Annotated in this window: 33 protein-coding genes and 1 pseudogene; 8 read left to right on the top strand and 26 right to left on the bottom strand. The window is 42.3% G+C overall.

Going from position 1 to position 24,256, the window contains the following annotated elements:
- Positions 1-4 precede the first annotated feature (4 nt).
- The 10 genes and pseudogenes from EAE89_RS15000 to EAE89_RS14955 all read right to left on the bottom strand — a co-directional run.
- On the bottom strand, positions 5-331 hold the full coding sequence (locus EAE89_RS15000; protein WP_214086152.1) for a hypothetical protein: 327 nt from the start codon (positions 329-331) through the stop codon (positions 5-7).
- Positions 332-1,366 carry a major capsid family protein gene (locus tag EAE89_RS14995; protein ID WP_214086151.1) on the bottom strand — a complete coding sequence of 345 codons (1,035 nt, stop codon included), beginning with the start codon at positions 1,364-1,366 and terminating at the stop codon, positions 332-334. It abuts the gene before it with no gap.
- The gene (locus EAE89_RS14990; protein WP_214086150.1) at positions 1,366-1,842 is read right to left on the bottom strand and encodes a structural cement protein Gp24; all 477 of its coding nucleotides are present in this window, start codon (positions 1,840-1,842) and stop codon (positions 1,366-1,368) included. Before EAE89_RS14990 ends, EAE89_RS14995 begins: the two co-directional genes overlap by 1 nt.
- Before the next feature lie 2 nt (positions 1,843-1,844).
- Positions 1,845-3,167: a DUF2213 domain-containing protein gene (locus tag EAE89_RS14985; RefSeq protein ID WP_214086149.1), complete on the bottom strand. Its 1,323-nt coding sequence runs from the start codon at positions 3,165-3,167 to the stop codon at positions 1,845-1,847.
- 17 nt (positions 3,168-3,184) lie between these two features.
- Positions 3,185-3,877 carry a phage head morphogenesis protein gene (locus EAE89_RS14980; RefSeq protein WP_214086171.1) on the bottom strand — a complete coding sequence of 231 codons (693 nt, stop codon included), beginning with the start codon at positions 3,875-3,877 and terminating at the stop codon, positions 3,185-3,187.
- A gap of 85 nt (positions 3,878-3,962) precedes the next feature.
- The gene (locus EAE89_RS14975; RefSeq protein WP_214086148.1) at positions 3,963-5,468 is read right to left on the bottom strand and encodes a DUF1073 domain-containing protein; all 1,506 of its coding nucleotides are present in this window, start codon (positions 5,466-5,468) and stop codon (positions 3,963-3,965) included.
- Positions 5,468-6,703, bottom strand: coding sequence for a PBSX family phage terminase large subunit (locus EAE89_RS14970; RefSeq protein WP_214086170.1), 1,236 nt, complete (start codon positions 6,701-6,703; stop codon positions 5,468-5,470). Before EAE89_RS14970 ends, EAE89_RS14975 begins: the two co-directional genes overlap by 1 nt.
- Positions 6,704-6,711: 8 nt before the next feature.
- Positions 6,712-7,431, bottom strand: coding sequence for a terminase small subunit (locus EAE89_RS14965; protein ID WP_214086147.1), 720 nt, complete (start codon positions 7,429-7,431; stop codon positions 6,712-6,714).
- A gap of 108 nt (positions 7,432-7,539) precedes the next feature.
- On the bottom strand, positions 7,540-8,139 hold the full coding sequence (locus tag EAE89_RS14960) for a hypothetical protein (protein WP_214086146.1): 600 nt from the start codon (positions 8,137-8,139) through the stop codon (positions 7,540-7,542).
- A gap of 72 nt (positions 8,140-8,211) precedes the next feature.
- Positions 8,212-8,389 (bottom strand): annotated as a pseudogene (locus tag EAE89_RS14955) (IS982 family transposase); the annotation flags it as partial.
- A 241-nt stretch (positions 8,390-8,630) separates the two neighbouring features.
- On the opposite strand from EAE89_RS14955, the gene EAE89_RS14950 reads away from it, so the two are divergent.
- Positions 8,631-8,843 carry a hypothetical protein gene (locus EAE89_RS14950; RefSeq protein WP_214086145.1) on the top strand — a complete coding sequence of 71 codons (213 nt, stop codon included), beginning with the start codon at positions 8,631-8,633 and terminating at the stop codon, positions 8,841-8,843.
- Positions 8,844-8,936: 93 nt separating this feature from the next.
- Here EAE89_RS14950 and EAE89_RS14945 read toward each other — a convergent pair whose 3' ends face one another.
- The 3 genes from EAE89_RS14945 to EAE89_RS14935 form a co-directional block, all read right to left on the bottom strand.
- Positions 8,937-9,386, bottom strand: a complete 450-nt coding sequence (locus tag EAE89_RS14945; RefSeq protein ID WP_214086144.1) for a lysis protein — start codon at positions 9,384-9,386, stop codon at positions 8,937-8,939.
- A 92-nt stretch (positions 9,387-9,478) separates the two neighbouring features.
- Complete coding sequence (locus tag EAE89_RS14940; protein ID WP_011147596.1) at positions 9,479-10,015, bottom strand: lysozyme; 537 nt, start codon at positions 10,013-10,015, stop codon at positions 9,479-9,481.
- Complete coding sequence (locus EAE89_RS14935; RefSeq protein ID WP_011147597.1) at positions 9,999-10,181, bottom strand: phage holin family protein; 183 nt, start codon at positions 10,179-10,181, stop codon at positions 9,999-10,001. The genes EAE89_RS14940 and EAE89_RS14935 overlap by 17 nt, the downstream gene beginning before the upstream one ends.
- Before the next feature lie 160 nt (positions 10,182-10,341).
- Between EAE89_RS14935 and EAE89_RS14930 the strand changes: the two genes are divergently transcribed.
- Complete coding sequence (locus EAE89_RS14930) at positions 10,342-10,743, top strand: YjaA family stress response protein (protein ID WP_011147598.1); 402 nt, start codon at positions 10,342-10,344, stop codon at positions 10,741-10,743.
- A 43-nt stretch (positions 10,744-10,786) separates the two neighbouring features.
- Here EAE89_RS14930 and EAE89_RS14925 read toward each other — a convergent pair whose 3' ends face one another.
- From EAE89_RS14925 to EAE89_RS14865, 13 genes are all read right to left on the bottom strand, one after another.
- Positions 10,787-11,830, bottom strand: a complete 1,044-nt coding sequence (locus EAE89_RS14925) for a DNA-methyltransferase (RefSeq protein WP_214086143.1) — start codon at positions 11,828-11,830, stop codon at positions 10,787-10,789.
- A gap of 100 nt (positions 11,831-11,930) precedes the next feature.
- Entirely contained in the window at positions 11,931-12,131 is a 201-nt protein-coding gene (locus EAE89_RS14920; RefSeq protein ID WP_011147645.1) for a hypothetical protein, read from the bottom strand.
- 179 nt (positions 12,132-12,310) lie between these two features.
- Positions 12,311-12,826 (bottom strand): antiterminator Q family protein, encoded by a 516-nt coding sequence (locus EAE89_RS14915; RefSeq protein ID WP_165578994.1) that lies wholly within the window; start codon positions 12,824-12,826, stop codon positions 12,311-12,313.
- A 24-nt stretch (positions 12,827-12,850) separates the two neighbouring features.
- Positions 12,851-13,111 carry a hypothetical protein gene (locus EAE89_RS14910; protein ID WP_011147648.1) on the bottom strand — a complete coding sequence of 87 codons (261 nt, stop codon included), beginning with the start codon at positions 13,109-13,111 and terminating at the stop codon, positions 12,851-12,853.
- A gap of 15 nt (positions 13,112-13,126) precedes the next feature.
- A complete protein-coding gene (locus tag EAE89_RS14905) occupies positions 13,127-13,720 on the bottom strand; it encodes a DUF1367 family protein (protein ID WP_011147649.1) in 594 nt (197 codons plus the stop codon).
- Positions 13,721-13,820: 100 nt separating this feature from the next.
- On the bottom strand, positions 13,821-15,020 hold the full coding sequence (locus tag EAE89_RS14900) for a helix-turn-helix domain-containing protein (protein WP_046975053.1): 1,200 nt from the start codon (positions 15,018-15,020) through the stop codon (positions 13,821-13,823).
- A gap of 15 nt (positions 15,021-15,035) precedes the next feature.
- A complete protein-coding gene (locus EAE89_RS23670) occupies positions 15,036-15,332 on the bottom strand; it encodes a hypothetical protein (RefSeq protein ID WP_244866475.1) in 297 nt (98 codons plus the stop codon).
- A gap of 802 nt (positions 15,333-16,134) precedes the next feature.
- Positions 16,135-17,502 (bottom strand): replicative DNA helicase, encoded by a 1,368-nt coding sequence (locus EAE89_RS14890; RefSeq protein WP_011147652.1) that lies wholly within the window; start codon positions 17,500-17,502, stop codon positions 16,135-16,137.
- 1 nt (position 17,503) lies between these two features.
- The gene (locus EAE89_RS14885) at positions 17,504-18,088 is read right to left on the bottom strand and encodes an ATP-binding protein (protein ID WP_011147653.1); all 585 of its coding nucleotides are present in this window, start codon (positions 18,086-18,088) and stop codon (positions 17,504-17,506) included.
- 8 nt (positions 18,089-18,096) lie between these two features.
- A complete protein-coding gene (locus tag EAE89_RS14880) occupies positions 18,097-18,849 on the bottom strand; it encodes a helix-turn-helix domain-containing protein (RefSeq protein WP_214086142.1) in 753 nt (250 codons plus the stop codon).
- Between the two features lie 2 nt (positions 18,850-18,851).
- A complete protein-coding gene (locus tag EAE89_RS14875; protein ID WP_011147655.1) occupies positions 18,852-19,076 on the bottom strand; it encodes a hypothetical protein in 225 nt (74 codons plus the stop codon).
- Positions 19,077-19,090: 14 nt separating this feature from the next.
- Positions 19,091-19,540: a toxin YdaT family protein gene (locus EAE89_RS14870; RefSeq protein WP_046975051.1), complete on the bottom strand. Its 450-nt coding sequence runs from the start codon at positions 19,538-19,540 to the stop codon at positions 19,091-19,093.
- Between the two features lie 57 nt (positions 19,541-19,597).
- On the bottom strand, positions 19,598-19,825 hold the full coding sequence (locus EAE89_RS14865) for a transcriptional regulator (protein WP_041380257.1): 228 nt from the start codon (positions 19,823-19,825) through the stop codon (positions 19,598-19,600).
- A 140-nt stretch (positions 19,826-19,965) separates the two neighbouring features.
- On the opposite strand from EAE89_RS14865, the gene EAE89_RS23665 reads away from it, so the two are divergent.
- The 6 genes from EAE89_RS23665 (at position 19,966) to EAE89_RS14835 (ending at position 24,242) form a co-directional block, all read left to right on the top strand.
- Positions 19,966-20,337 (top strand): hypothetical protein, encoded by a 372-nt coding sequence (locus EAE89_RS23665; protein WP_011147658.1) that lies wholly within the window; start codon positions 19,966-19,968, stop codon positions 20,335-20,337.
- A gap of 517 nt (positions 20,338-20,854) precedes the next feature.
- On the top strand, positions 20,855-20,998 hold the full coding sequence (locus EAE89_RS14855; protein ID WP_161804243.1) for a hypothetical protein: 144 nt from the start codon (positions 20,855-20,857) through the stop codon (positions 20,996-20,998).
- A gap of 364 nt (positions 20,999-21,362) precedes the next feature.
- A complete protein-coding gene (locus EAE89_RS14850) occupies positions 21,363-21,707 on the top strand; it encodes a hypothetical protein (RefSeq protein ID WP_046975050.1) in 345 nt (114 codons plus the stop codon).
- A gap of 15 nt (positions 21,708-21,722) precedes the next feature.
- The gene (locus EAE89_RS14845; RefSeq protein WP_105399809.1) at positions 21,723-21,974 is read left to right on the top strand and encodes a hypothetical protein; all 252 of its coding nucleotides are present in this window, start codon (positions 21,723-21,725) and stop codon (positions 21,972-21,974) included.
- A 13-nt stretch (positions 21,975-21,987) separates the two neighbouring features.
- A complete protein-coding gene (locus EAE89_RS14840) occupies positions 21,988-23,748 on the top strand; it encodes a hypothetical protein (RefSeq protein ID WP_054480586.1) in 1,761 nt (586 codons plus the stop codon).
- Positions 23,745-24,242: a siphovirus Gp157 family protein gene (locus tag EAE89_RS14835; protein WP_054480588.1), complete on the top strand. Its 498-nt coding sequence runs from the start codon at positions 23,745-23,747 to the stop codon at positions 24,240-24,242. The genes EAE89_RS14840 and EAE89_RS14835 overlap by 4 nt, the downstream gene beginning before the upstream one ends.
- Positions 24,243-24,256: the final 14 nt, after the last annotated feature.

The following is a 24,256-nucleotide window of genomic DNA, read 5'->3' as shown; positions in this document are numbered from 1 at the left end:
TAGCTTAATCCTCTTCTTTTCGCTGCTCGATATTCTTACCCGGTTTTTTAAGGTCGATAGGCTCCAACCCGTTCTTTAACTCGGCTTTTTCCTCAGCTTCCGTCCGGGCCTCTTTGAGCTTTTCCTGAGCAAAAATAAGCCCATTCTTGACTAATTTCGTATCGGCATGGAGTTCCAGATATTTGTCAAAAAACGCTTTATCAACATCATATGTCAGTCCATAACCACCAATAATTGTTGATGAATTTATCCCGTTTAGCGTCACGCGATTCCCATCAACTTCAATCGTTAACCCGTGGGGCAATTTACACCCCACAATGACTGTCGCCATTTAAACCCCCAACATTTGTGCAATAGCGTGTGGATAACGAATAATCGCCCCCCACGTACCGGCTGATTTCTTTTGTTTAAAACTGGATGAACTCACAACAACCGCGTGTGCCCGCATTTTTTCAGTAAATGAGGCATAAGCCGTTTTTTCACCATCAAGCGTATCGGCAATCAATTGAACCAGCTCCCCTGCTTCTGTACTGTATTCAACCGCCGTTTCAATCGTCAGATTCGGAAAATTCTTTTTCAACTGATCGGTAACATTAACGTTGTATTGGTTGGTTTTTGTCAGATTGACTTCCGCTGTTGGCGACATACAAAGTTTCAACGGATCTGTTCGCTCCACCAGCCCTTCTGTCTGTTTTGTCAGCTGTTTAAATAAGCGTTGAGAAATATCGTCATAAATTGCCTGCCCGTCTTTGGTTTCCCATGTTGTACCATTGGATTTTCCGTTTGCCGCCGGTATTACCGGCGCGCTTAACCCCGGATCATTCAACAGTCCATAGTTTTTAAGTCCCGCAATACCATAGAAATAAGACTTATTCATAAACTTGTTTAGGGTTAATGCGCTTGCGGTATTAAGTTGCGCCGCTCGATTGATACGGGCCGTACCGTACATATCCAGCTCACGCTCCCCCCAGACAGTAAATGTTTGGAAATGATAGCTCTGGCGTTCCACCCAGTTCACGTTAGCGTCTGACATGCCATTATTGCTGTGATCACCGTATGAGCTCACTTCACCTGTTGATTCTTCAACTGGGAACTGGGTTGTCAGCGTTGTCCAGTCACCTTTTTTATTTTCACCGATAATTTCAGCCGCTCTCATCGGCGTGACCAACACACGAACCAACTCAGGATCGAGATAGTTAGTCAAATACGCAGGAACCCCGGCGTTACTCACGGTCACCATAGCAGGCTGTGCATCCATAGCTACTGTATAGTTATTAGCATATTGGGGATTTAAGTAATCGACGGCCTGTGGTACTACAATGCCGTATTCCCCTTCAATATATTGAAAATCTACGTGTCGTTTCATTAGCTCCAGCTCCCCATTTTGACTAATTCACCCGCACCAGCAGCGGTGCCAGCAACGAATTTGGTTTCGATAAAATCAGTGATAGTTTTTCCCGCTGCGGCGGTCTGTACCTCACCCGTTTTTAAGGATGCGTAAATCTTATCCCCAACTTTTGCGGGCGTACTTGTTCGTACCGTAAAATCACCCGCAGTAAATAAAGTGACTTCACGTCCGGGTTGGATCAGCATAGATGCTTCCCCCAGCCAAAGAGTGATAGATGCTTGTCCGTCACGCCCCACAAAACCAGACGGAGCACCCGCCCCCTTGTTCGAGACGACACCATCAATCACCCAAGCAAAACGCCCAACAGTTACCCCATCGTCACCCGCAATCAGCGTGCCGTCCCCTGCTAACAAAGTGGCGCTAGGGTTAGTACTGGCAAATGCTCCCTCAATGCCGGGGGCTGGATAGTGATTAATTTTGTTCGGAAAACCCATAGTTAAACCCTCACTAATTTAGATGCGGTGGGAAAACGTTTTTCAAAAGAATCTATAGCCGCAGAATCCATTGCCAGGCGGGCTTTAGGTTTTGCTGACTCGGCTATACTGATCTGCATTTTCACTAAAGAACGATAAGCGGACGGATGAACGCCGGTTGTATCAACACCCACCTCATCAAGCGCAACTCTATAAATTTCGTCAGCAGAATCCATTGCTACTACATCACCGATGAGGGGTTTAACCTCAACCTCAGCAATGCGAATAGCATTAATGCGATTCACTGTATCTTTCTCTATCTTCCGAGTAGCTGCACGAATAGCCGCATCCATTGCGGGCTTACTAACGCTATCCTCTTCCGGCTCTGGTTTATTATCGGGATCATCGTCCTGCGCAGGCGTGCCTGAAATTAACGCCCGGATTTTTTCCAAGTCTTCCTCTGGCAATTTACCCGCAAGCAGTTCAAGCACTTGCGCACAGATATCATCGTCCTGCGCGGGTAACTCCGCAGGCTCCTGTGTCTCCGCATCATCAGCAACAGCTTCAATGATTGAGGCAAGCTCCTCTGAGTCGATTTCCATATCCTGAGCCAGAAGGGTACCGAATTTATTTTTCGCCGCTTCCGCTATACTTTTCGCGCTATCACCCGCTTTCAGTAATGAGGCAATTTCTTTTGGTACAGCATCTTGTGCTAATTTCGGCTGCAAGTATGCCCCCAGCGCTGCACGTACAGCGACAGCCACCATTTTTTTATTTAACTTCATGTGTTTTAACTCCAGAGGGAGGGAATCGCAGACAACAACATCTGCACCGGCTCGCCCTTCTTCAACAAGAGCGACATGGTTCCCGACGATATCGCGCATAACACCATCATGATGAATGCCGTCATACGTGCCGGGGGTCATATCAGCTACGTAGTGATACGCCGCTGACAATTCTTTTTGTTCATCCGATTCAATACCCGCTATAGATTCAGCATCCCAAATTGCCAAGCTGTTTTTCAGGTATGTACCATCGAACATGGAATCTGATCCCGTTGTACCGACAATCAATTCTGTTGAAGGTTTGGCCGCCGTGACGGGAATGTGTTTTTTCAATAACGGCAGGTTATTGAAAGTTGCAGCCCCTTTCTCTAATTCATCAGGGGCACGCAACAGTTTGTAGATACAATTAGGATCAAGCCTTAACCCTTGCCAGTTCGGGATTTCTCTTCCGTAATACGATGATACCGTCGCCTTAGAGATAGGACTTTCAGCAACATGCAAACGCCCATCTCTGTCGTATGAGCGTACAGAAGCCCGATCTAACGCCAGACCGTGATTCATAATATTTCTCGGATTAATTAGTTGGTTAGTTTAGGAATGACGACCTGCCAACCACACCCGCAATTGATTTCTTCACCAGGCATGATCCATTTTCCGTCAATATAAAGCCCTTTTGATAAATCGAACTCTTTACCATCCGCTTTCAAGTGTGATTGACGAAATTTTTTTGCTGCATGACTGTGCCGCCAAATGCCCGTCTTAAAACCGATTGAGCGCTGCCGGGCAGATTGCATAACAGAAGTCGCTTTGTTGTTCTGGTCACGAGCAATCAGGGCTGCTCGGCGCTTAGTAATGTCGTAACGCTCTTGCAAGGCTTTTGTCAACGTTCCAAGATCACGCCCCCTTGCTACTGATTGCATCACTAGCGTTTCAACTTGGGATAAATATTGCCGTGGAATACTTTTAATCAACCCAACATTCTCACCAATGACCGTCTGTAGCGCGTTATTCATTTCTGTCGTCATCGTGAACGGTATCGAAATATGTGCCGCATCTAACGCATGATTTAACGAGGCATCCATGTTGTCCATTGATAAAGCCGCGAATTTTTTCGCCAGCTTGTCAGCTAAAGCATCAAACTGCTTTAACCAACGCCGGGTTAATTTTCGCATTGCTGAACGCATCAACATCTCCGGGCTAACATCCATTGCCATTGCTGCACCGCTGTTCTTATAGTTGGCGGATACCCAGTAAATCACCGAGTTATTCATCTCATCCACCAGCTTATATAACTGCTTGCTGTACCACACACGAACACCGGCATTAGGTTTAATTTGTCGGAGTGTTTGAAGGGGATCAGATGATGTTTTCCGTGTTGTCCTCTTCTTCGATGTCGTCTTCTTTGTCGATTTCATCATTGATTTCCAGAGAGTGATACGGGCTGTTTTCATCGTTGGCTAGACGTTCGCGGGCTTCATCTGTGCTAATCACATTTGCAGCAATTAATACTGAATCAGTATCTGCATCGGTCTTACGTATGCTGGCTTTTTGTTCATCATTCATTTGATACAACGGTTCGAATGTAAAGCTAATATCAGGATCAATTTCGCCAAATTCGGATAATTGAATAATATCAATCATTCGTGCCAGTCCATCTTTCACTAACATTTGCAAAGTAGCAATGAAGTCATAGAAAACACGGATTTCCCCATCAGATGACGCATTTAGCCCGCTCGGTGTGATACCTGTAAAAATCACTAACGGTATGCTACTGACTGAACTCATATGTTCCTGAGACTGGGCTTGCAGTGAATCAAGGCCACTTAGCGGTGTATTGAACTGGAAAAACTCCTCTTCGTTATCCAGCATCATTACCCCTCGGTTATCACGCATCTTGTTAAACAATTCTGCACGATAAATTAACTGATCGGGATTCTTCGTCTGTCCTTGCAACGTCGATTGAAGATTGGTTTTAAATCCAGACACAGAGAATGAATGGATCAAATCAGATACGCTATCACGTGTCCTATACCAGTTTTGTACATAAGACTCTGCAATCTGAGTCAGTGATAAGCCGCCGAAATTATACGCAGGTTTAAACATATCGGTTAATGGCCGGGTGATAAATGTAATCAAACGACTGTCATGTACAGTTTTTGCCATCACATACCAACTTGACGGCTTATAGAAATCATTGCTCAACGGGTTGCTAGCGTTATAAATCCCCGGATATGTCCATATTGGCTCAATGACGTTAAAGCCGATAAGACTCCCCTTTGTGATTTTTTTGGGTGATAGAAACAATCTAGACTCAAGTTCAACCGGATCGGTTGCAGCAAGCACGCCTTTTGACGTGCGAACATCAATGTAAATCTGACCTCGCCCAAAAAAACCATCATGTTCAATGGCTTTTTTTAACCGTTCATGAACGTGGAATTTTTCAATAGCCTCATTAAGCGCTTTGATTTTATCTGATTTGTCATCATCCCCCACTGACGTTAGCTTTATCCACTTACGAGTCATCTCCCCTGCAATAGTGCCGACCATTTTCCGATATTCGGGTAATTGTGACAGTTGGGCCAGATAAGGATAACCGGGGAAACCCACATCTCCCGATATACCACCTGTACCCGTCATATATTCATAAGGTGTAGAATCCATTGCCATTAATGCGGATAACTGTTCAGTAGGAACAACACCGGGAGGGGGCCTGTATGGTTCAACAGGCCGAGCTACTTTTCTCTCTGTTATCGATCCGACAGTATCCGAATGTATGTTCATTGGCTGAGGTGATGCTTGATCAATATCCTGTTCAACTGGCAAAGCCTCCGCTTTCTTTTTATGTCTGAATTTGAAAAACATTAAATTCGCCCCAACAGATTTTTAGATATACGAAGTGGGTTGTTTTTGCCTGTGATATAACCATCCAGCGAATAACGTACCGCATCCCATAAATGGTTATGTTTGTCGAGCACCACCGGCAGGATTTCACCGGTCAGTCGGTCAGTCTTGTATGAATAGAGTCTTGCCTCATCAATCATGTGTTTACAGCGTTCATGAATAATGATTTCTTCAAACCCTTTTAGGTAAGTGATCCCATCCTCAACGCTCCCCGGCCATTTTGTGGCACCATCGATAACGAACCCCTGGCGTGATAAGTAACTGATAGTTTCCGGTCGGCTACTGTCCCCATGAATGGGCCATTTACGAGAAAGCGGCACCGAATCATAGAACTGGGGCATTTCATCTAATTCAACGCCTACTCCATAGGCTTCATATTCGATATATAGTTTGGTACCAATAATGAAGCAGCGAACCAGTGTGGACGGGTCATTAGCGAAACCAAAGTCAGCTCCATAGAAAAGCCGGTCAGCTTCTAGCCATAGCTCATCAGAAAATGCTTCAACACGGTATTTCCCAGAGAAGATAACCGCTTCACTGAGTGCTTTTGGTAACCCAAGCCAAATATGCTCATACGCTTCATAATCGATGCGTTTGCAATATTCCATTTCCTGCCGGAGTACGTCAGGAAAAAAGGCGTTATCACAATAGTTAACTTTTCGAATAATAACGCCGCCGTCAGGGGGATCTTCCTGATGCCGGGTCATCAGTTTGTATGTCGGGTCCTCTTCCTCGCGAGGGTTGAAAGAAACCCAGACTTCGGATTTATTAGCACGTACAGTTGGCCCAAGAATATCCCAACTATCTTGCGAAACGGTCTGAGCCTCTTCAACCCAACAGATCTTAATGCCATGCATCGACTTGATGCTTTGAATATTGTTGCGAAGACCTTTAAACGTGAAACGAGTGCCGTTCCAACCTTCAATCTCGTTGTTTTTGACCTTATAGAAGTGGGACAGGCCAAGATCAATGATTTGTGCCTCAAGCAGGGCAAGAACAGAATCATTGATTGAGTTCTGGAATTCACGGGCACAAAGAATCGTCATTGGTTCTATAGCACCCAACAATACCAGCGCACGAGCAATCTCTACCGATTTACCGCCACCACGCCCGCCATATGTCCAACGCCAGCGAACAGAACCTAATGCTCGGTCATATAAAACTTCTGTCGCCCAGTCACTACTAAAAGCGTACAGAACACCATCTATGATGACTGGGCTACCTGTTTTCCCTCGCGCAATTTCTCCATGTGAGAAGCCCAGACATCAGCAGGACAATTGGCAGGAGTGACAATACAGACCTTGCCGTAACTCAAGCCAGCGAGATCAACATTAACTTCTGTCTTATTGCTGCTCATGTCGATACCGGTAAGTTGCGCAGCGTTCTTAATGTTCGGCGCAACCTGTCCGAACTTCTTATCTGCTAACGCTTCTTTCCCGGCACGAAACGACAATTCAGCCAAGTGTCCAGCATTGAATGAAACAAGCAACGCCGCTTCGTTTCTCAGTTCTCGAATGCGGGCTTTTATTTCCGGTCTGCGTATCAATATGGATGATTGAGAATCAGCACGGGCTGGAGAGTAACCCGCACAAATTGCCGCCTCTTTCATCGGCATACCCGCCGCTATGTTTTGAGCAAACTGTTCGTATTGCGGCTTTAGAATCCCTGCGGTTCCTTGCGAACTCTCTGCGAACTTTTCAGACTCCAAGATATTACTGGTGCTACTTGCTACCTGGCTTTCCGCTTGGTTCGCATCAGGTCCGCACTGCGTACTTTCAACAATAGTGCGAACCCATCCCTCAGTTTTCGTTCTCTTCCGAATCGCTGCATCACTAATACCGTGTTGTTTGGCAATCTCCCTGATTGAGAGAAAGCCGGAACGGTAATCACGCTCTATTCCCTCCCAGTCAGTATTTTTTGCCATTTCTTTCCCTTAAAATATAAAAACCACCGTGGAAGGTGGCTTATTTGTGCACTCAATATAAAAATCCATCACTAACTTACGTTTACCACCGAACTTCGTCATGTATCTCTAATAAGCAAATTTAAAATCATAATCTTTTTTTATAGGGTGTAATTTTTTGAGTTCCTCTAATTCATCTTCAAGCAGGTAATAGAACTTCTCATGCTTTTCTACCTTATCTACCAGATTTTTTGCACCTTTTTCTATTAACTGCCAATTGATATTTACAATTTTTATGGCTTTATTAAAAGCATCACCTAGAATTTTTCGGCAATGTAAATCTTTGTCATGATAAGTTTCGTCATCAGGATATTGTATACACCTAAGCATAATAGCCAATTCTGTCGCTTTTAATATATCTGCCAATCCTCTAAGTTTCGCATCTTCATCGTGACCTTTTGCATCAAAACCATCCACCTTCATATGTTGGGCAATCAATCCTGCCCTAGCTATAACAATCTGCCCAAATAAAGCATTTTTAACATCTTCAATATTTCTAAGCGGTTTATCTAAAAAATGATGAGCACTACCACATGCTTCATTGTTTTTAGTTAACTTAACTCTAACTCTCCTTGATTTATCCCCATAATACTCTGCTGTAATCCAGTGTCCCATTTCATGGATTGCAACCGGTAGAATGATGTTTTCCCTTATTTCTCTATTAACCATAACCACACCACTAAGTCATATTATCTCTTAGGTTATTCTACCTTATCCGATTGCCTCATGAATCCCTAGTTAGAATGTTTTGAAGTTCCGGTAAGCGGACATTATGGAGCAAAATCAAAATGGTCATTATCTCGCTGATACCCATACGCCCCTGACGATGCCCATTTTCGAGACAAATTTGTTCCCATTGAGGAATAAAAGCCCGATAAAAATCGTCGACATAGTAGAAAAGTTCAACTAATTTATCCACTGCCTGTTCCTTTTAAGATCGGTTTTTTATTGGTCTAAAACTCTGATCTGGGAACAGGCACTTAGTTCAATTTCTTACCAGAATTCGGGGTAATTTAGGTAAAAATCAATAATAGAAAGGAGCTGTTTATGTCTCAGAAAAAAATCCTTTAGAAACCGTTGTTAATACTACTAAGGACCTACTCGAAAAGGTTTCTAATCCATCATCCCGCGCTGGTTCAACCGTAGAAAGAGTAGGCAAAATGCTTCAAGCTGGTGTCCATCCTGATGTTATAGCTCTTCAAATGACCAAAAACAGTCCCAATAAAATCAAGTATACTACTAATGATGTTCAAGCCTGTGAAAAAATTTATCAGGACTCAAAAAGTAAGGTAGTAATAACTTCAGAACAAGCACGCTCCCTAATCAAAGATCAAAATAATGAAACTCCCGCCAAAGATAAAATCCTGATTTAACACATTGATATATAAAACAAGACCCTCTAGTTACGAAGGTCTTATTCTATATTATTCTTTCTTGTCTCACACTTTTTACTCATTCCTTTCACCTCACTGACACTGGTCCCTAACGTAATCCCTCAATCCAAGGAGCTGGACCTCAAGGGTTTCGAGCTCTCCGAGAAGACGTAGATAATCTTGTTCAGCGTCTTTCTCCAGTTTGGTGGATCTTGCAGCATCCACGCCGGAGGTGGAAGCGGTTTCACGCACTGGACACTCGGCTTTGACGTACACGCGCTTAGTATTAGTGTGAAGATCATCACTAAGCTGATCAACCTTAGATTTGGCATTAACAAGTTCCTGAGTGTGTTTCACATCGAGTTCACGCAGCATAGTGATGTGTGAGTTTTGATAATTAAGCGCATCCGTAAGCTGTTGGATTTCTGATTGCCGCTGTTTTGTAATACGCCGCTCTTTCTGTAACTCAAAGTGATAGTAATACGCTGTCAATGAAATAAGGATCAACGCTAGTATAGTGTAGTAATGAAAGCTAAATTTCATAGCAACAACACCCCAGAAACCAGCTCCATCCATCTCTACCTATCAAAGCAAGAAAGAAGCCAAACAGAAACAATATCCTGGCCAACGAATGTCTATTCATCCAGCCCCCAGCAAGTTAATTCCGATTCTTGGGCACGTCGCTCAACTTGACCATAACAGCCGTTTGCCTGCCCTTTGGTCTGTCGACAGTCTCGACCATTATCAAATACCCAACGTTTTATCTCAGCACAAGCGCCTTTCTTATCTCCGGCATTCAGCTTTCTATAGAATGTGGAAGAGAAGCATTTCGATGGGCCAATGTTATATGGGCAAAAGCTGGCAATACCTGCTATCTGAGGTTCAGTTAATGGCACCCGCACATTGCGTTTTACCCATGCAATAGCCTGCTTTGCTTCTTGTGCATTGAGGTCACGGCACTGATTCGGCATTAACCTCATCCCCTGACGAGCGGGAGTTCCATCAATCCGAGTAACACCTCGGCAGATTGTCCAGACTCCCCCCGCATCTTGATACGCTGATAGCCGGTTACCCTCTTTCTCGTCCAAGAACTGAGACAATATCGCCGTGGCACCTGCACCAGAAAGAACCAGACCGATAACCGCAGCACTTAACTTACTGGTCTTTGTCATTGCGGCTAAGCTCCCGATGCTTGTAGTACCAGTTGACCCCAAAGGTGCCAACAGTGCAGATAATGCCAATAATGATGGCCCAGTCGTTCAGCGACAGAGCACCAAGCATTGCTGTAAATGTGCCCCAAGTGTATGCAGTGGGGCTGGTGTATTTGTCCATACGCATAATTCCATCCCACTGATGGAGTGATCATTTAGTTAATTTAATTACTTGGGCTGATTTGCCCTGTATTGATTTAAAAGACTCAATAAGCATCAGACTTCACTGCATTAAGAGAAGAACGTATACTTGCAACAAATTTGAATTACCTGACATACACATTTTTATGAGCTTAATTTACATACGACTATATATTAATAAAATTGTTGTTCGCAACGTCAGCACTGGTAAAGAAGTCTCTGGTACCCCCGACACTCCCTTTACCACATCTCGTTTATTACTAGGGCAAATGATACCTGCAATGTTTTTGCTTAAAAAATTAATAAAGAAAGTGAGAAAAAATACTTGGTATAACTTTTTTTTGTCAAACCATCATGTGATTATTCAGCCGATGGAAATGAATGAAGGTGGACACAGCCAAGTTGAATTTAGAGCTTATATAGATCTCGCTAAGAGCATTACTTCAAGTCAAAAAGTTAATCTCTGTTCACCGAGATCACAACCACTTTCTGACAATGAAATCCGTCAAATACTATCCAGCAATTCACTATTTCGCCATAATAACTAATGAGAGAAACTCAAATAACCCCTCACCGCAGCGAGGTAGTTATTCATATCATCACCCCAATTTCCCGCTTAGTTTGGTTAAAGTACTCTTCTTCCAGTTCTACACCCAAGACCCTACGATTCAGCTTCAGTGCCGCTTTTAGTGTTGAGCCCGATCCCATAAAGAAGTCCGCCACCAAATCCCCTTCCCGACTACTGGATCGGATAATATGCGCCATCAAGTCTGCCGGCTTTTCGCAAGGATGTTTACCTGGGTAATACTGAACAGGTGGAAAAGACCAGACATCAGTATAAGGCACATCTACCGTCACCGAGAACGGACGGCGCAGCAGCCCATATTCCAGACTCAATTCCTCATATTGGCGTGACAAAGTAAGATGAGATTCTACTAACTCATGATATGGCCTGTTTAATTCTCCGTTCTGGTGTTTTTCTCTGGCTATTCGAGCGAACAATATCCTCAGTTTTTGGTAATCCACTTCATTGGGTAATTGCCACTGGCTATCACTGAACCAGTGACTGGCCATCTGTTTTCCTGTGGCAGCGTTAATTTCTTTTGCTGTGACACCCAACACCTTTCGTGCATTGCGAAAGTAGTCCACAAGCGGTTTAAAGACATATTGCTTAAGTTCGCGGCATTTGTGGAAATACCCATCACCTTTAGGTTGATAAGGCCCCTGATAATGTTCAGCAAATATGATCCGTTCAGTAGAAGGGAAATAAGCCCTTAAACTTTCTTTATTCTGCCTGCGCCACGGACCAGAAGGTTTTGCCCAGATAATGTGGTTAAGCACATTGAACCGTTCACGAACAAGGATTTCCGTATCAGACGCCAAACGCGAACCACAAAATATATACAAACTGCCGTTGGGTTTCAGCACACGCCAGAATTCAGTCAGTACTTCATCCAGCCACGCAAGATAAGCCGTTACATCCTCCCATTGTCTGTCCCAACCACACTCTTTTACCCGAAAATAGGGGGGATCGGTGGCGATTAAGTCTATGCAGTTGTCTGGTAACGTTTTGATAAATCGTAGAGAGTCGTCATTAATTAATGTGATACCACTTAAATTCACAATATTTTCCATAATCGATACTAGCTTACTCTCTGGTTAGCACAGAACAGGCGAATGGCTGGTGTCGTCAACTCCACCAGCCATCCATTTCACCGCTTAAGAAGTCACCCCATCAAAGGCAACGCTTGAAAAAGGTGTCGTTGTCCCGGCTTTCCATCAAGCCAGCCAGACAAAATTGAGTTAAAAGTAATTGGCAACGCGGTGTTGATAGCCCCGTCAGAGTTGAAACATCGGGAATAGAAACCCAGTCATACATTGGTACTGTTTCTAAAACACATGAGGCTGTTGTTGTCATATCTTCATGTTTTAGCATGATAATTTAAACCTTTGGTCAGTTATTGTGCATAGACACACATGTAACTCTGACCAATGACAACAGCAAGTCTTATCTGAATTTCAGGCAATAAAAAACCCCGCACTGGGCGAGGCTATCAGTCACGAATACTACTATCACAACATATACTGAAATAGTGGCTCATAAGTTCAAAGATGTCAACACGTTCGTGACAAAAGTCTTGATTTTCTTTCCTGTTCCCGTCTTATAAAGGCATCTTGCAATGGTTGATAAATCAAATATTCCGTTGCTCTTAATATTTCCTCAACCTCACGCCGACAAGTTGACATTGATGGCTTTCGCTTACGCAACATACCATTTCTGCGGATCATAATTCTTGGCTGAACCGTTGCATGATAATGTTTGGCAATTGCTCTATCAGATACACAATAAACATATCGACTAAGCAACATCCCAAATGCAACCCGATCAATGTGGTAAATATGGTCTACTACCCTAGCGATTAACATTCCGTCATCATCATTGCATATCGGACGTTCTGGATAACCTCTCAGCTCTACCGTCGCCATAAGCTCAGCAATCATACTGCTCTGACGTTTATCAAGCCTGCCAGAATACACCCATGCACCGAACTTGGATAACCAGTCCTGCAACCAAATTTCTTGTGCCTGAGTCAATTGCAGCCCATCCGTTGAAAATATCACACCCGACATAACCGTACCTCTTCAACTTCCCTTTTAACTTGGGGCAATAGTTCCGTTGCCATACTGTGGATTGCTTGCCATGTCTTCGGTGCCGCATGAAAGCCCGTGGGATGCAAACGCTCGATGATAGCGAGGATGCAGCAGAATGGAGAAATGAGCAGCCCTTTGGGCCATATCTTGTACCGCTCCCACATGATGAATTTCCGCAAGTATTACTCCCAACCCCATATTCCGACAACAGATACATCCCAGTAATGTCACATTAGAAAGCCACTGTTTTTCACTTTTAGCCATTGGCTCTGCCTCTCATTACATAAAATCGGACAACTGAGAAGCTGCATGTTCAGCGGCGTTTCGGGTCGGGAAATTGCGATACAAAATAAAGTTCCAAAGCACGTTTAATGTATCTTTATAAAGCTCCTGAAATTCCATCTCTTCCATTTTGGCGAAACTGACTGAACGAGGTTCACGGTACAGACTGCCGTTGGGCATTTCGTAAATGTCATAGTGTCCTGATTCCACTGTTGCCCAGCGCCGAAAGGCATCAAAGGATTTGGTGGCAGTAATATTCTGGGCTCGGTTTTTAGATATGCCAGCAAGATATTCATCCGCAGCGGATTGTAAGACATCTTCACTGCCCGCGAAGTGTGCAAGAAATTGTACGTAGCCACGCACAAGCGCTTTCTCTTCCGGGGAAATGGTACCCCCAGCAGGTTCCCAGTATTCATAGCCGAGATTCAGAAGGGCAAAATATTTACGATGGAAACGCGGGTTACGTGCTTTCTTAAAATCCGCATAGAGCACATCGCCCCACTTCACTTTGGAGTGCAGGTATTCCCTGGCTGCGGGAGTCGCAGGTCTCAGGGTGTCATTCGAAATTTTGATAAAACTATGCTGCGTCATTACTTATCCTCAAAGTTATGACACAGCAGCTTTTGTTTAGGTTATCAGATGTTCAGGCCGATACGAACAGAATAACAGGTGTTAGTATTAATTCCCAATTTTACTTTCTATTAAATAAATTGACGACGTTTGTATCTTGTTGTGTAGTAGATATATTAATACTATTCTTCAATTGTATTCTGGATTGGAAATCAAGTACCTGTGATTCTGACAAGAATCCCTTAGGAACTGAACATAAATCCTCTAAATCTCCTTTTGGGAAACCAAATTCCTCAAGAAGTGTTTTTTTACTAAAAGTTCTAGAATCCAATAATAGATTTAAGCACCTAGGTAACAAACGAACCGACTCTGGTTTTCTAAGATCATCAAGCGGCTCTCCTTTTCGCCAACCTCTAGCAGAAATATTTTTATATAACCTCTGATATTCCAGAGAAGATATTAATTCTAAATTTCTCGCTCTAAGGATCATAGATTGTGCCGACATCCCCCAGCGATTTTTTAGAGATATGAAATTCTGCAATGTAGGATATGGAGGAAGCTCTACAGAAAATGACTCTTCCGGCAGCATGAAACTCGACGCAAATTTATGTGCTTGCTCTTCTATTGGATTAAAATTGATATTATCAAATTTATTTATATATCGATGTAAGACTATATGACCTAATTCATGAGCAGCATCAAATCGACTACGATAATAGTTATCTTTATCACTAGCTAAAACCACATACGGTCTATTCTCTAAATCATTCCATTGAGAATAGCCATCCATTACAGAACTACCTTGTTCAAATCTGGAACAGACTATCCCCGCATTCTCCATTACCAGTAATAGATCATCTATCGGTGCAATACCTAATCCCCAAGCTTTCCTACACTCAAAAGCCATTCTTTCAATCAATTGATCATCTATCGCTCTGTAATCCTTTACGTTAAGATGAGGAATGTTAACCTCTGGATAATCAAGATATTCTTGCATCTTACATGATAACTCTTGAAACCACCCCATGTATCGCTCTGAGGCGATACATAAGTCTTTTGCCGTGGTTGAAAGTGTTCGGAAGAATACTGGTTTTTTTTCGTACTTAACAATAGGCTTTGTGAACCAACTTACCGGGCAATTAAGAATCTGACTTAAGCTATGCAATACTTCTGCATCGGGGGAATGATTACCGTTTTCCCATTTGGTAATAGTTGATGGCGAACGATCTACTAACCTACCAAGGTTAATTTTCGATAATCCCCTCGCTTCTCTTATCTGTGTCAACCTTTCAGATTGGAAACCAGAAATTCCCACTCTCATAATGTCTCACCTATTCTATTTTTCCTGATCCTTCAGGCGCTTCTTGAGCTTAGGTAAAACCATATCAGGAATGACTATCTTCTTCTCTCCAGTATAGAGGGCTAAAAGCTCCGTTACAGATTTATTATAGTGAAAACCTTTCATATTGGTAAAAGGAACCACAATCCTTAAATCCATCATGCTGGCCTGAGATTCATGATATGGTGGATTAATATTTATTAACAACACACCTAACGTATCAATGTCATTATGATGTTTACTATCTTCTTCTCTAAAAAGATCTGGAGTATAGCCTTCAAATTTTTCATTCAATTGGGCTATCAATGAACGATGTTTAGCACCTCTTATATGGCGCTCATCGTGATTTAACCCAATACGGCTAATTTTAACACCTTCTGAATCGATAATAATGTAATGCTCCCCTTTCGGGGATGTATCAGCATCGTAACAAAGGATAACCAGAGCGACTTGCGGCCTCCCTCAATGCTGAATTAAGGCCATAGTGCCTAGCCTGAGGCCTAAATCTACGTTGCTCCGGTTCACCAAGTTTTAATATATTGCCTACAGTTACTTCCTGTGCTGCAGCATACTTAGCATATAATGCATCTTGTACGTTAAGCCAAAAATCACGCCTGAAAGCGTTTATTATCAAATCGGTAATATCACTTTGTGTGTCGTTAATGCTCATTTAGATACCCTGATTGCGTTAAGCAGATTTTATGGTATTTTTTTTTCGTTTTGAACGCAAGCAATATACTTGATATGTAATTTGTACGTTACAAATACAACTTCAACTCTTATACCATCCCAGTGTGTTCCATCAGGCCACTTCACTAGAAAAACAATATTCAGCTACAGAAAGGCTTTCTCCCGCCTTCGAAGAGTACAATTGCGCTTCAGCATCTCCAGCTCCTAGTTATCCACCAGCAATTTTGGTAAAGCCAGCATCCTGCTGGCGTTTACGTTGAATCGACTAGCTTTTAAGTCTAAATTTGTAAGATAACGATGCTTTCAGCACTGCACCCAAAACGGGATAATTCATAACTACCCAAATTATCTAATAAAATCAGTTTACTGTTTATGGTCATTTTGATCTGCCTCTTTTGGTCTTTAGTTAAAATGCTTTGTCTGCGTATCGGCGCTCTTTTTGTTTAGCCTGTTGCTGTGTACGACATATTTCAGCAGCAACAATTTGATCAGTTGGTAAGTAATGCCCGTTTTTAAATTCCTGGAATATCGTTCCGGTTTCACCGTGACGATTCTTATCCAAAATAATCTCGGCATAATTTCTGGCTGGACTTAGTGGGTTATAAACAACATCACGATAAGTAAAAATAATTCGATCTGCATCTTGCTCTAGGCTACCTGAGTCTCGTAAATCCGCTGCAACAGGGCGACGCTGATGTATAGGCCGTTTATCAACGTCTCTTGATAACTGACTCAATGCTGTAACAGGTGTATGCAATCGCTTAGCTAGTCCCTTGAGGGCCCTGGATATTTGAGCGATAGCAAGGTCATTACGCTCGGCTTTGGGCCTTTCTATCAACCCAAGATAATCAACAAAAATACCTTTCAGATTCGGGTACCTGCGCTTATGCGTTTCACTGATAGCACATATCTGTTCAGCGCTTAATTCACTAGCATCAAGAATATGAATATCGCGATCTATTAACTCGCTTATTGCGTTAGATATACGAGCCCAATCTTCATCATAAAATTCACCACGTCTCAATTTCGAAACTGACAACTGGGCAGAACCAGCAACTATACGTTCTGTAATTTGTTGTGCTGCCATTTCCATTGAAAACAGCAATACCGCCCCTCCATTCCTAGTCATACCCTCAATCATGCAAAGTGCCAGTTCTGTTTTGCCCATGCCGGGACGACCACCGATGAGAATTAAATCAGTTGGGTTAAATCCCCCTGTCAACGAGTCAAATGGCTCAATACCTGTCATAATCATCCCGCGACTATCCTCACCTAAGTTACGCCTCCCCAGTATGTCAATGTACCCTTCAATCAATGTCTTGATGTGCACGGGAGCCAGGTTGCCAGTATCTCGTATTAGCTCCCCCATAGTGGACATAAAGCCCGTTATGACATGCTGTGCTTGAGTATGATTTTTAGTTTCCAGTAACGCCTGTTGGCCAGCGTTGATCACTGCTGTAACCCGCCGAACATACCAATATTCACTAACTTTATTGGCATAGCCTTTCAGGTTTGCATTCCAAACAGGACTCTTACTCAACTCCAGGATATTAGCTAATGTATTACCATCTTCACTCATAGCCTCAGCGATGAATATCGGATCAATCAGGGAACTACTGAACGCTTGTTTTTTGATTTCAACGTAGACACGACGCAAAAAACTTGAACTAAACGCCTCTTCTGACAACGTTGCAAAAACATCATAAGCATCCTGCGTTGCACCACCTGACAACAATCCGCTTATAACCGCAGACTCTAGATTGAGCTCATTCATACTACTGCCCCCTCCGGTAACTATCCCAGTCAAAAGCCAACACTACCCCACCCTGTAACACACGATCTAATACTCGGTCCCCTAAAAACACCGGCAGGTCATTCATTGGCAAATTACTGATCAGGATCGTTGGTAATAAATCTTCATATCGGTTATTAATCACCTCAAACAAGATATTTCGCTCTGATTCAGTGCCGTATTGAACGCCAATCTCATCGATGATCAGCAAATCCAACTCACTGTAAAACCTCAGTGTCTCGAACTCGTTGGTGTCAGCATCATTACTCCATGAACGACGAAATGCCCTGATAATACGTGATGCGGTTGTAATAAACGCACTGATACCGTTCTGAGTGACTATTTCACGGCATGTCGCAACAGCCAGATGAGTTTTCCCGGTACCAAGACGGCCACACATGATGATCCCCTCACCCGCAACTTTGCGTTCTTTCCAAGTCTGAACATAACTTTGGCAGATCTTCAGATTATGTTGAGCAGCTTTGTTTATAGGCTGATAATTTTCAAAGCTGGCATGTTCAAAACGTGGGGCAATGTTGATACTGTCAAGTAAGCTATTAGAGTTCATTTCTCCCCCTAATCAATATTTTCTGACCAATAAGAATCCTGTGGTTCGTAGGTTATACCCTCATAGCCTGTATGCGTATTTTGAGTAAATTTAGGTTTGATGTTTTGAGACTTTTCAGGAAACAACCCTTGCCACCCATTCGCAATTGACGTGCAAATCACTGAATCAGGATTCGTGCAATCTGCTAGTTTTTTCTCTTGCTGCTTACACATGGTTTCTGTCAGCGGCTTTTTAATTTCTAGCCGAAAAGTGACCCAATCAGCCCATACTTCATCGCTAACGTTTTTAGGCTTTGCCGTGATGGGATCGAATTTTAATTTCTCCCGTTTCCCCTTACGGGGGGTAAGGGGGGTTTTAGGTTCCGTGACTGGTTCAAAAGGGTGACTGGTTCTGGGTGCATCTCCTGCACCACTAACCCCCGCAGAATTTGCACCACTGGGTGCAAGAGATGCACCATATGGTGCAACATTTTCACTATAACCATGACTGGATTTATCCAGATTCAGGAAATAGACATTTGATTGATTCAGTCCATTTTGTGTCTTCCGTTCTGCAACACAGACAATGCCATCTTTTACCAATTGCTTAATGTGATTTTGAACAGAACGTTCTGATATTTCGCATTGTTCAGCAATGTAAGCAACTGACGGCCAGCACTCTCCCTGGTCATTAGCGTTATCAGCCAACTTAATCAGTACCAATTTACGAAGAGGATTACCAACTTTGATACTCATAGCTTTTACCATCAATGACATACTCATAATCAAGCTCCAAGTATTTTAGCAATCTGACGGCAAACTGACTTACACCGTTCAAAGGTAAGAGACTCCTCCAGCAATTTGGCCTTTTGCCGTTCATACTGTTCCCAGATATTTAACTCAGCTTCTCTACATCCTTCATAAATTTCTGAGATTTGTTCTATAGTTACAAGCTCACCATTCAGACGAAACTTATTACAATAGGTGATCTTTTCTATGGTTTTAAGCATTGGTCTTGCCTCTTTTAAACGTTTGTCAAAGCATTCAGTGCTGATATCGCAACGGTTATTTGTTGTGATACGTCACTACCTCCTAAACCTCCCAATAGGATTGCAATTATCACCGCCGTAAATTCACGAATCGCAACAGATATCAAATAATTAGTTGTTTCACCGTTAACTCTGGCTTTGCGTTCAAGTGGAAGGGCTGATTGGATAGCGGGTAACAACTCTGATACTTTTCTTCGTGCAGCCCTTGAATCACTGCGCAACCACCTGAAAATTTGCTGCCTGTTGTTATTGATAGCTTTCCAATTAGCATTCCCATTTATTTCAATGGGATGCAACTTGGCTGATACCGTTCTTTCACAAAGCAAGAAGTACATTCGGCTTATTTCGATTGCTACATACTCCTGCCCCTTCTCTGCCGCCCACGCCTCAACTTCGGCTTTCAGGGCGTTGATGTTTTGTTCCACTGTTTACGTCTCCTGTCGCAATATTGATTATTGAGAATCAGTTTTTATACTGACTGCTCAGTTAGCATTTATTTCAGGCCATATTTTCTGCCAGTCATGGGGACGAAGATCTTGTCTTGTCACTTTTCCATTGGTTGCATTTTCTATATCAAAACATCTGGCGGGAGGAACTGGAGCATAACCATGTGCCATTTGCGATAAATAGGAACTGGATACCCCAAGCTTCTCAGCAAGAAGTTTGGCTTCACCTCGCTTTAAATTAGAAATGTAATCATTTAGTTTCATAACTACCCCTTTTAGAAATACAGAAAGTTTAATAAATACTAAACATTTGTCAAGCATTTGCTTATTTAGTGAATACTAATCACAATTTAACTGGTAGAAAAATAGTGAAATCCCTAGATATATAGGTTCTTATAAATAAAATGAGCATGAAGAACATCAGGCAACAACGCCTAAGAGATTGGTTTTCCGATAAAACTCTTCCTGAAAAAGAGAAGAGTTATTTGTCACAGCTTATGAATGGTAAAGCATCTTTCGGCGAAAAAGCCGCGAGACGTTTAGAACAAGACTATCGAATGCCAGATGGTTATTTAGACGCCGATACAAACACCCACCAATTAGGAAATCCACTACAAGTAACATTGACTCCTAAGCAAAAAGTTCTTCTAGAGCTATTCGACGAACTGCCAGATAGTGATGCCGATGATCTAATAAAAAATCTTGAAGATAAAAAACGGCATTATGATAATTTACTAGAAGAATTATTACATAAAAAGAGGCAAAAGAAAGCATAGAAAAAAGTCGCCAATCGACTTTTTTCTTATTTATCAATAAGATTTTCATCTTACCCTGAACCCTACGGAATAAACCGTTAACCTCAATCACCCAATCCAAAAATTAATTAACCTTCAGCCAACACCCAAAAACTATCATGCTATATGCATAGCAAATCTCTAAAACTATCTTAGCCATCCTATTTCACAGTGCTATCACCAAGGGAAAATTCATTCAGTTCACACCTTGAAATAAATATAAAAATTAAAATAAATCAAATGGTTAAACTTAACACTTTGATAAGCCCTTCTTATTATTTAATTTTTACTTTACTTTTCGTTTATCAATTACTAAACTCAATTTCAACAGCAAACAGGCAGGACGCCCACGCAGTAGTCGCTACCGACATACGAAGAGGTAGATGATTTGCTAATCAGTAGCACGGCACAGCGGCCGTTTAGGTTAAGTGTTCAAAACCGAATTTACAGTTTCAATTGTCATGAGGGAGGAGAAGAGCAGGGTTCAATGTGACCTGCCATGATTACCACATATAACAACTGTATTTACCAGAAAGTGGAACAGGAAAGATCAACCAACACCAGGATTCCCCAGCCAGCGGTGGGAATGGTACAAAAACACTGGCAGTTGATGCGTTACGGTTCTTCTTGCCGGGTTTCTTAGAAACTGCGTGAATCAACGGACGGCGGGGAAAGACCCGCACATTAACCAATCGAACAACAGTTCTTATGTGTAATGATATGCAGAATATCAAATTAGGCCAATTCATCGGTCTGTTTGAAACATTTATTAAAACCATAACCTCTGAATGGTATTTATCGTTGATCAATCCGTACCAACTAATACCAATATGGGGAAAAACTAAGAATCAACAGATGTAAAAAAACCCACCGAAGTGGCGGGTTCTTTTACCCCGGATCGCCGACCAAAGCTAACCGGGAGTTTCTACTAACGAGGACCAACTCGTTAGAAGAGGCAAGACCAATGATTTCCATCATTGATCGCTAACAATATATCAGGAGTTGCTATGAAAGCACAACAAGAAACAATACAAGTAAAGCTCTATGTTCACGCTATCGAAAATAATATTTCACGAAAAATGAACATCACAGTCTTACCACATGACGCAAGTAAACACGGAAATGCATCGATCTTTGGTACAGTTGTCACTATTCATGATATAGAAATCCCATATCCAAATATTAGTCGTCCAGACTTTATAAACTCACAAATTGATACTCTAAAGAAAGAACAAAATAAAGTTCTTGCGGAAGCTCATGCTAAAGCCTCTGAACTTGAGGGCCATATTCAATCATTGTTATGCATTGAAGAAAAACCAATGTCTAAATCTGATGAAAAAATACCTGATTAAGGCTCAGGTGTATTTATGAAAAACATAAATGATGTAATTAATTTAATCCTAGATAATGGTTTAATTGCTATTGAGCATGAAAATAATAGCGATACAACAAACGCAACTATGCATATATCTATTATCGGTGGCAAAAGGCGAGTTGAATATTACCCAACGACAGGAATGGTTTATTCAAATGCTGTCAAGGGATTATATCCAAAAGTCAAAATGCCAAAAGCCGGGATTAAGGCAGCAATAAGATTGGCAAAAAAAGCAATTTATTAAAGAGGCAAGACCAATGTTCACATATATCTGTGTCTTTGAGCCGACAAAAAAAGCTCAAAAAAATGGAGCCGTACCACTTGCAATTGCACTCGAAGCCAATTCCGAAAAAATGGCTAAAGCTATGGCCATTGTTTACCTTGGGGAAGAGTACGCGGACGATATGAGCAACTTCAACACATCAAAACCGATTATTTGTAAAGATATACAAGGCTTCCCTCGCCCACCAATTGGTAAATTTGATGAAAAATTTGCTACTGAATACGAGTTCAACGGCACCACATGGCAGGCTAGAACGCTCGAACCAAAGAAAAACCCATCTATTACTACACGTGATTTTAATCACACTTACGCCACGTTAGATCTGGAAATTGCACTGGCATTACTAGACGGTGACTTTCATTGCTGGGCGATTATGTCACACAGTATGAAAGAAGCTAAGCAACTGATAACAAATAACAATGAAGCATGGCGGCAGTGGTCTACCGCATTTCGTATCAGAACCGACGCTCTGTCCATTCCACGGGAAACGCTTTTCAGAGTCGTACGTGAAGGTAAACACCACCCTGAATTTCTGACCGATGCCGTCGCTATTAAGGAATTCTTAAACTGTACTTTAAGTGATACCGACATACCCGTTGAATTACCAGAAGAGAAACCCAAGGTTTCCAATTATTCGGTGTCAACATCAGAAGCGTCAATAACAGATGTCACTCCAGATGAAGTTGAAACCCAACAGGCAGCGCTACAGGTTAAGGAGAAAAAAAGCGAAGCCAAGTCTCTCAAGACCAGAAAAACCAAGCAAACCAAAGAGGACAAAGCAGTAGAAGAGACTGCACAAGACAACACTACGGCGGATGATGAAGTCACCTCATTGCCTCCTGTCGCCACCCTGAGCACCAATGATGATAACTTCCAACATCGGGCCAATTTGCTGGAAGAAACTATCAAGGCACAAGGCAATGAACAGCAAACTAATCTCCGTATCTGGAAGGCTGTCCAACGTACCGATCCCCACTTTACAAAACCATTGGAGGGAATGGGGTTCAATGGTACAAGCATAAACAGTAACTATATGTTTATGCGGGCAACAGAACTATTCGGACCATTCGGTTATGGATGGGGCTGTAATGTCACAGAAGAAAAACTGATCAATGGTGCACCCATGTCAGAACCTATCTATGACGACAAAAATAAACAAATTGGGAGCCGATTCTTACGTGATTCTGACGGCACATTAATATGTGAACAAAATCACTCTATCAAAATTCTCTTTTGGTATCTGGTTGAATGTGACATTTGTGCTGAAATTGAAAGTTATGGTGCGACACCATACATGTACAGAACCAAATATGGAATTAAAACAGATGGAGAGGCCATCAAGAAATCACTCACCGATGCTATAAAGAAAGCGTTATCGATGCTTGGATTTTCTGCTGATGTATTTATGGGTATGCATGACAACCCTGAATATCTGGCTGACAATAATATTGAATTTGAAATCAAGGCCGCCAGTGATAAGGCCGAGGATCTAGTCAGATTACGCAAGGAACTAGACGATAAGTTCACCCGTAATACAGAAACTATGCGCACCGCTGTCAGCAAAAATGAAATTCGCGGTATAGCATCTACCCTTATCCGTGAATTAAGCATTCATTTAGGCAATTCCAAGGCCAAAGGAGACAAGGATTATGAAAAGTACTTATCCGGTCGTCTGCGTCGCTTGAATGAAATAGAGAAAGAATGTTTAACTCAATTAAAAGAGGCAAACCAATGACCACAACCGCAATTGCATTAGCAGCAGATTATGAAAAATTACAACAGTTGGTAGAAACCGGCGAGTTCTCGCCAGAAGATATCGCCGATACACTTGAAAGTATCGAATGTACTATCGGTGATAAACTTGACGCTATCATGATCCATGTTCGCAATATAGAAGGCCAAGCCAAGATTCTTGCGGATGAGTCTAAGCGACTCACTGACCGTAAAAAATCATTCGAAAGGCAAGTAAAAAACCTAAAAAAGTATGCGCTGGACTGTTTACTGAAAGCCGGCATGGATTCACTACGAACTACCAGAAACACGTTCACAGCCAGAAAAGGTATTATGAATGTCATCATTGATGATGAGTCAAAATTACCTGATGAGTTAGTTGATGTGCAGACAATTACCGCCCCGGACAAAAAAGCCATCAAAGAAGCTATTGAAAACGGTATCAATATACCGGGAGCTCATATTGAAATCGGCCAGAGAAGCCTGCAAGTACGTTAATATTCATTACATCC

Origin of the sequence: Photorhabdus heterorhabditis, assembly GCF_018448905.1 — a bacterium.
Taxonomy (GTDB): Bacteria; Pseudomonadota; Gammaproteobacteria; order Enterobacterales; family Enterobacteriaceae; genus Photorhabdus; species Photorhabdus heterorhabditis.
The sequence above is the reverse complement of the archived record's forward strand: the minus strand, read 5'-3'. Positions and strand labels throughout refer to the sequence as shown.

Coding starts and splice junctions, on each gene's coding strand:
- EAE89_RS15000 (WP_214086152.1), bottom strand. CDS start 331: ATGGCGACAGTCATTGTGGGGTGTAAATTGCCCCACGGGTTAACGATT.
- EAE89_RS14995 (WP_214086151.1), bottom strand. CDS start 1,366: ATGAAACGACACGTAGATTTTCAATATATTGAAGGGGAATACGGCATT.
- EAE89_RS14990 (WP_214086150.1), bottom strand. CDS start 1,842: ATGGGTTTTCCGAACAAAATTAATCACTATCCAGCCCCCGGCATTGAG.
- EAE89_RS14985 (WP_214086149.1), bottom strand. CDS start 3,167: ATGAATCACGGTCTGGCGTTAGATCGGGCTTCTGTACGCTCATACGAC.
- EAE89_RS14980 (WP_214086171.1), bottom strand. CDS start 3,877: ATGAATAACTCGGTGATTTACTGGGTATCCGCCAACTATAAGAACAGC.
- EAE89_RS14975 (WP_214086148.1), bottom strand. CDS start 5,468: ATGTTTTTCAAATTCAGACATAAAAAGAAAGCGGAGGCTTTGCCAGTT.
- EAE89_RS14965 (WP_214086147.1), bottom strand. CDS start 7,431: ATGGCAAAAAATACTGACTGGGAGGGAATAGAGCGTGATTACCGTTCC.
- EAE89_RS14960 (WP_214086146.1), bottom strand. CDS start 8,139: ATGGTTAATAGAGAAATAAGGGAAAACATCATTCTACCGGTTGCAATC.
- EAE89_RS14950 (WP_214086145.1), top strand. CDS start 8,631: ATGCTTCAAGCTGGTGTCCATCCTGATGTTATAGCTCTTCAAATGACC.
- EAE89_RS14945 (WP_214086144.1), bottom strand. CDS start 9,386: ATGAAATTTAGCTTTCATTACTACACTATACTAGCGTTGATCCTTATT.
- EAE89_RS14940 (WP_011147596.1), bottom strand. CDS start 10,015: ATGACAAAGACCAGTAAGTTAAGTGCTGCGGTTATCGGTCTGGTTCTT.
- EAE89_RS14935 (WP_011147597.1), bottom strand. CDS start 10,181: ATGCGTATGGACAAATACACCAGCCCCACTGCATACACTTGGGGCACA.
- EAE89_RS14930 (WP_011147598.1), top strand. CDS start 10,342: ATGAGCTTAATTTACATACGACTATATATTAATAAAATTGTTGTTCGC.
- EAE89_RS14925 (WP_214086143.1), bottom strand. CDS start 11,830: ATGGAAAATATTGTGAATTTAAGTGGTATCACATTAATTAATGACGAC.
- EAE89_RS14920 (WP_011147645.1), bottom strand. CDS start 12,131: ATGCTAAAACATGAAGATATGACAACAACAGCCTCATGTGTTTTAGAA.
- EAE89_RS14915 (WP_165578994.1), bottom strand. CDS start 12,826: ATGTCGGGTGTGATATTTTCAACGGATGGGCTGCAATTGACTCAGGCA.
- EAE89_RS14910 (WP_011147648.1), bottom strand. CDS start 13,111: ATGGCTAAAAGTGAAAAACAGTGGCTTTCTAATGTGACATTACTGGGA.
- EAE89_RS14905 (WP_011147649.1), bottom strand. CDS start 13,720: ATGACGCAGCATAGTTTTATCAAAATTTCGAATGACACCCTGAGACCT.
- EAE89_RS14900 (WP_046975053.1), bottom strand. CDS start 15,020: ATGAGAGTGGGAATTTCTGGTTTCCAATCTGAAAGGTTGACACAGATA.
- EAE89_RS14890 (WP_011147652.1), bottom strand. CDS start 17,502: ATGAATGAGCTCAATCTAGAGTCTGCGGTTATAAGCGGATTGTTGTCA.
- EAE89_RS14885 (WP_011147653.1), bottom strand. CDS start 18,088: ATGAACTCTAATAGCTTACTTGACAGTATCAACATTGCCCCACGTTTT.
- EAE89_RS14880 (WP_214086142.1), bottom strand. CDS start 18,849: ATGAGTATGTCATTGATGGTAAAAGCTATGAGTATCAAAGTTGGTAAT.
- EAE89_RS14875 (WP_011147655.1), bottom strand. CDS start 19,076: ATGCTTAAAACCATAGAAAAGATCACCTATTGTAATAAGTTTCGTCTG.
- EAE89_RS14865 (WP_041380257.1), bottom strand. CDS start 19,825: ATGAAACTAAATGATTACATTTCTAATTTAAAGCGAGGTGAAGCCAAA.
- EAE89_RS23665 (WP_011147658.1), top strand. CDS start 19,966: ATGAGCATGAAGAACATCAGGCAACAACGCCTAAGAGATTGGTTTTCC.
- EAE89_RS14855 (WP_161804243.1), top strand. CDS start 20,855: ATGATTACCACATATAACAACTGTATTTACCAGAAAGTGGAACAGGAA.
- EAE89_RS14850 (WP_046975050.1), top strand. CDS start 21,363: ATGAAAGCACAACAAGAAACAATACAAGTAAAGCTCTATGTTCACGCT.
- EAE89_RS14845 (WP_105399809.1), top strand. CDS start 21,723: ATGAAAAACATAAATGATGTAATTAATTTAATCCTAGATAATGGTTTA.
- EAE89_RS14840 (WP_054480586.1), top strand. CDS start 21,988: ATGTTCACATATATCTGTGTCTTTGAGCCGACAAAAAAAGCTCAAAAA.
- EAE89_RS14835 (WP_054480588.1), top strand. CDS start 23,745: ATGACCACAACCGCAATTGCATTAGCAGCAGATTATGAAAAATTACAA.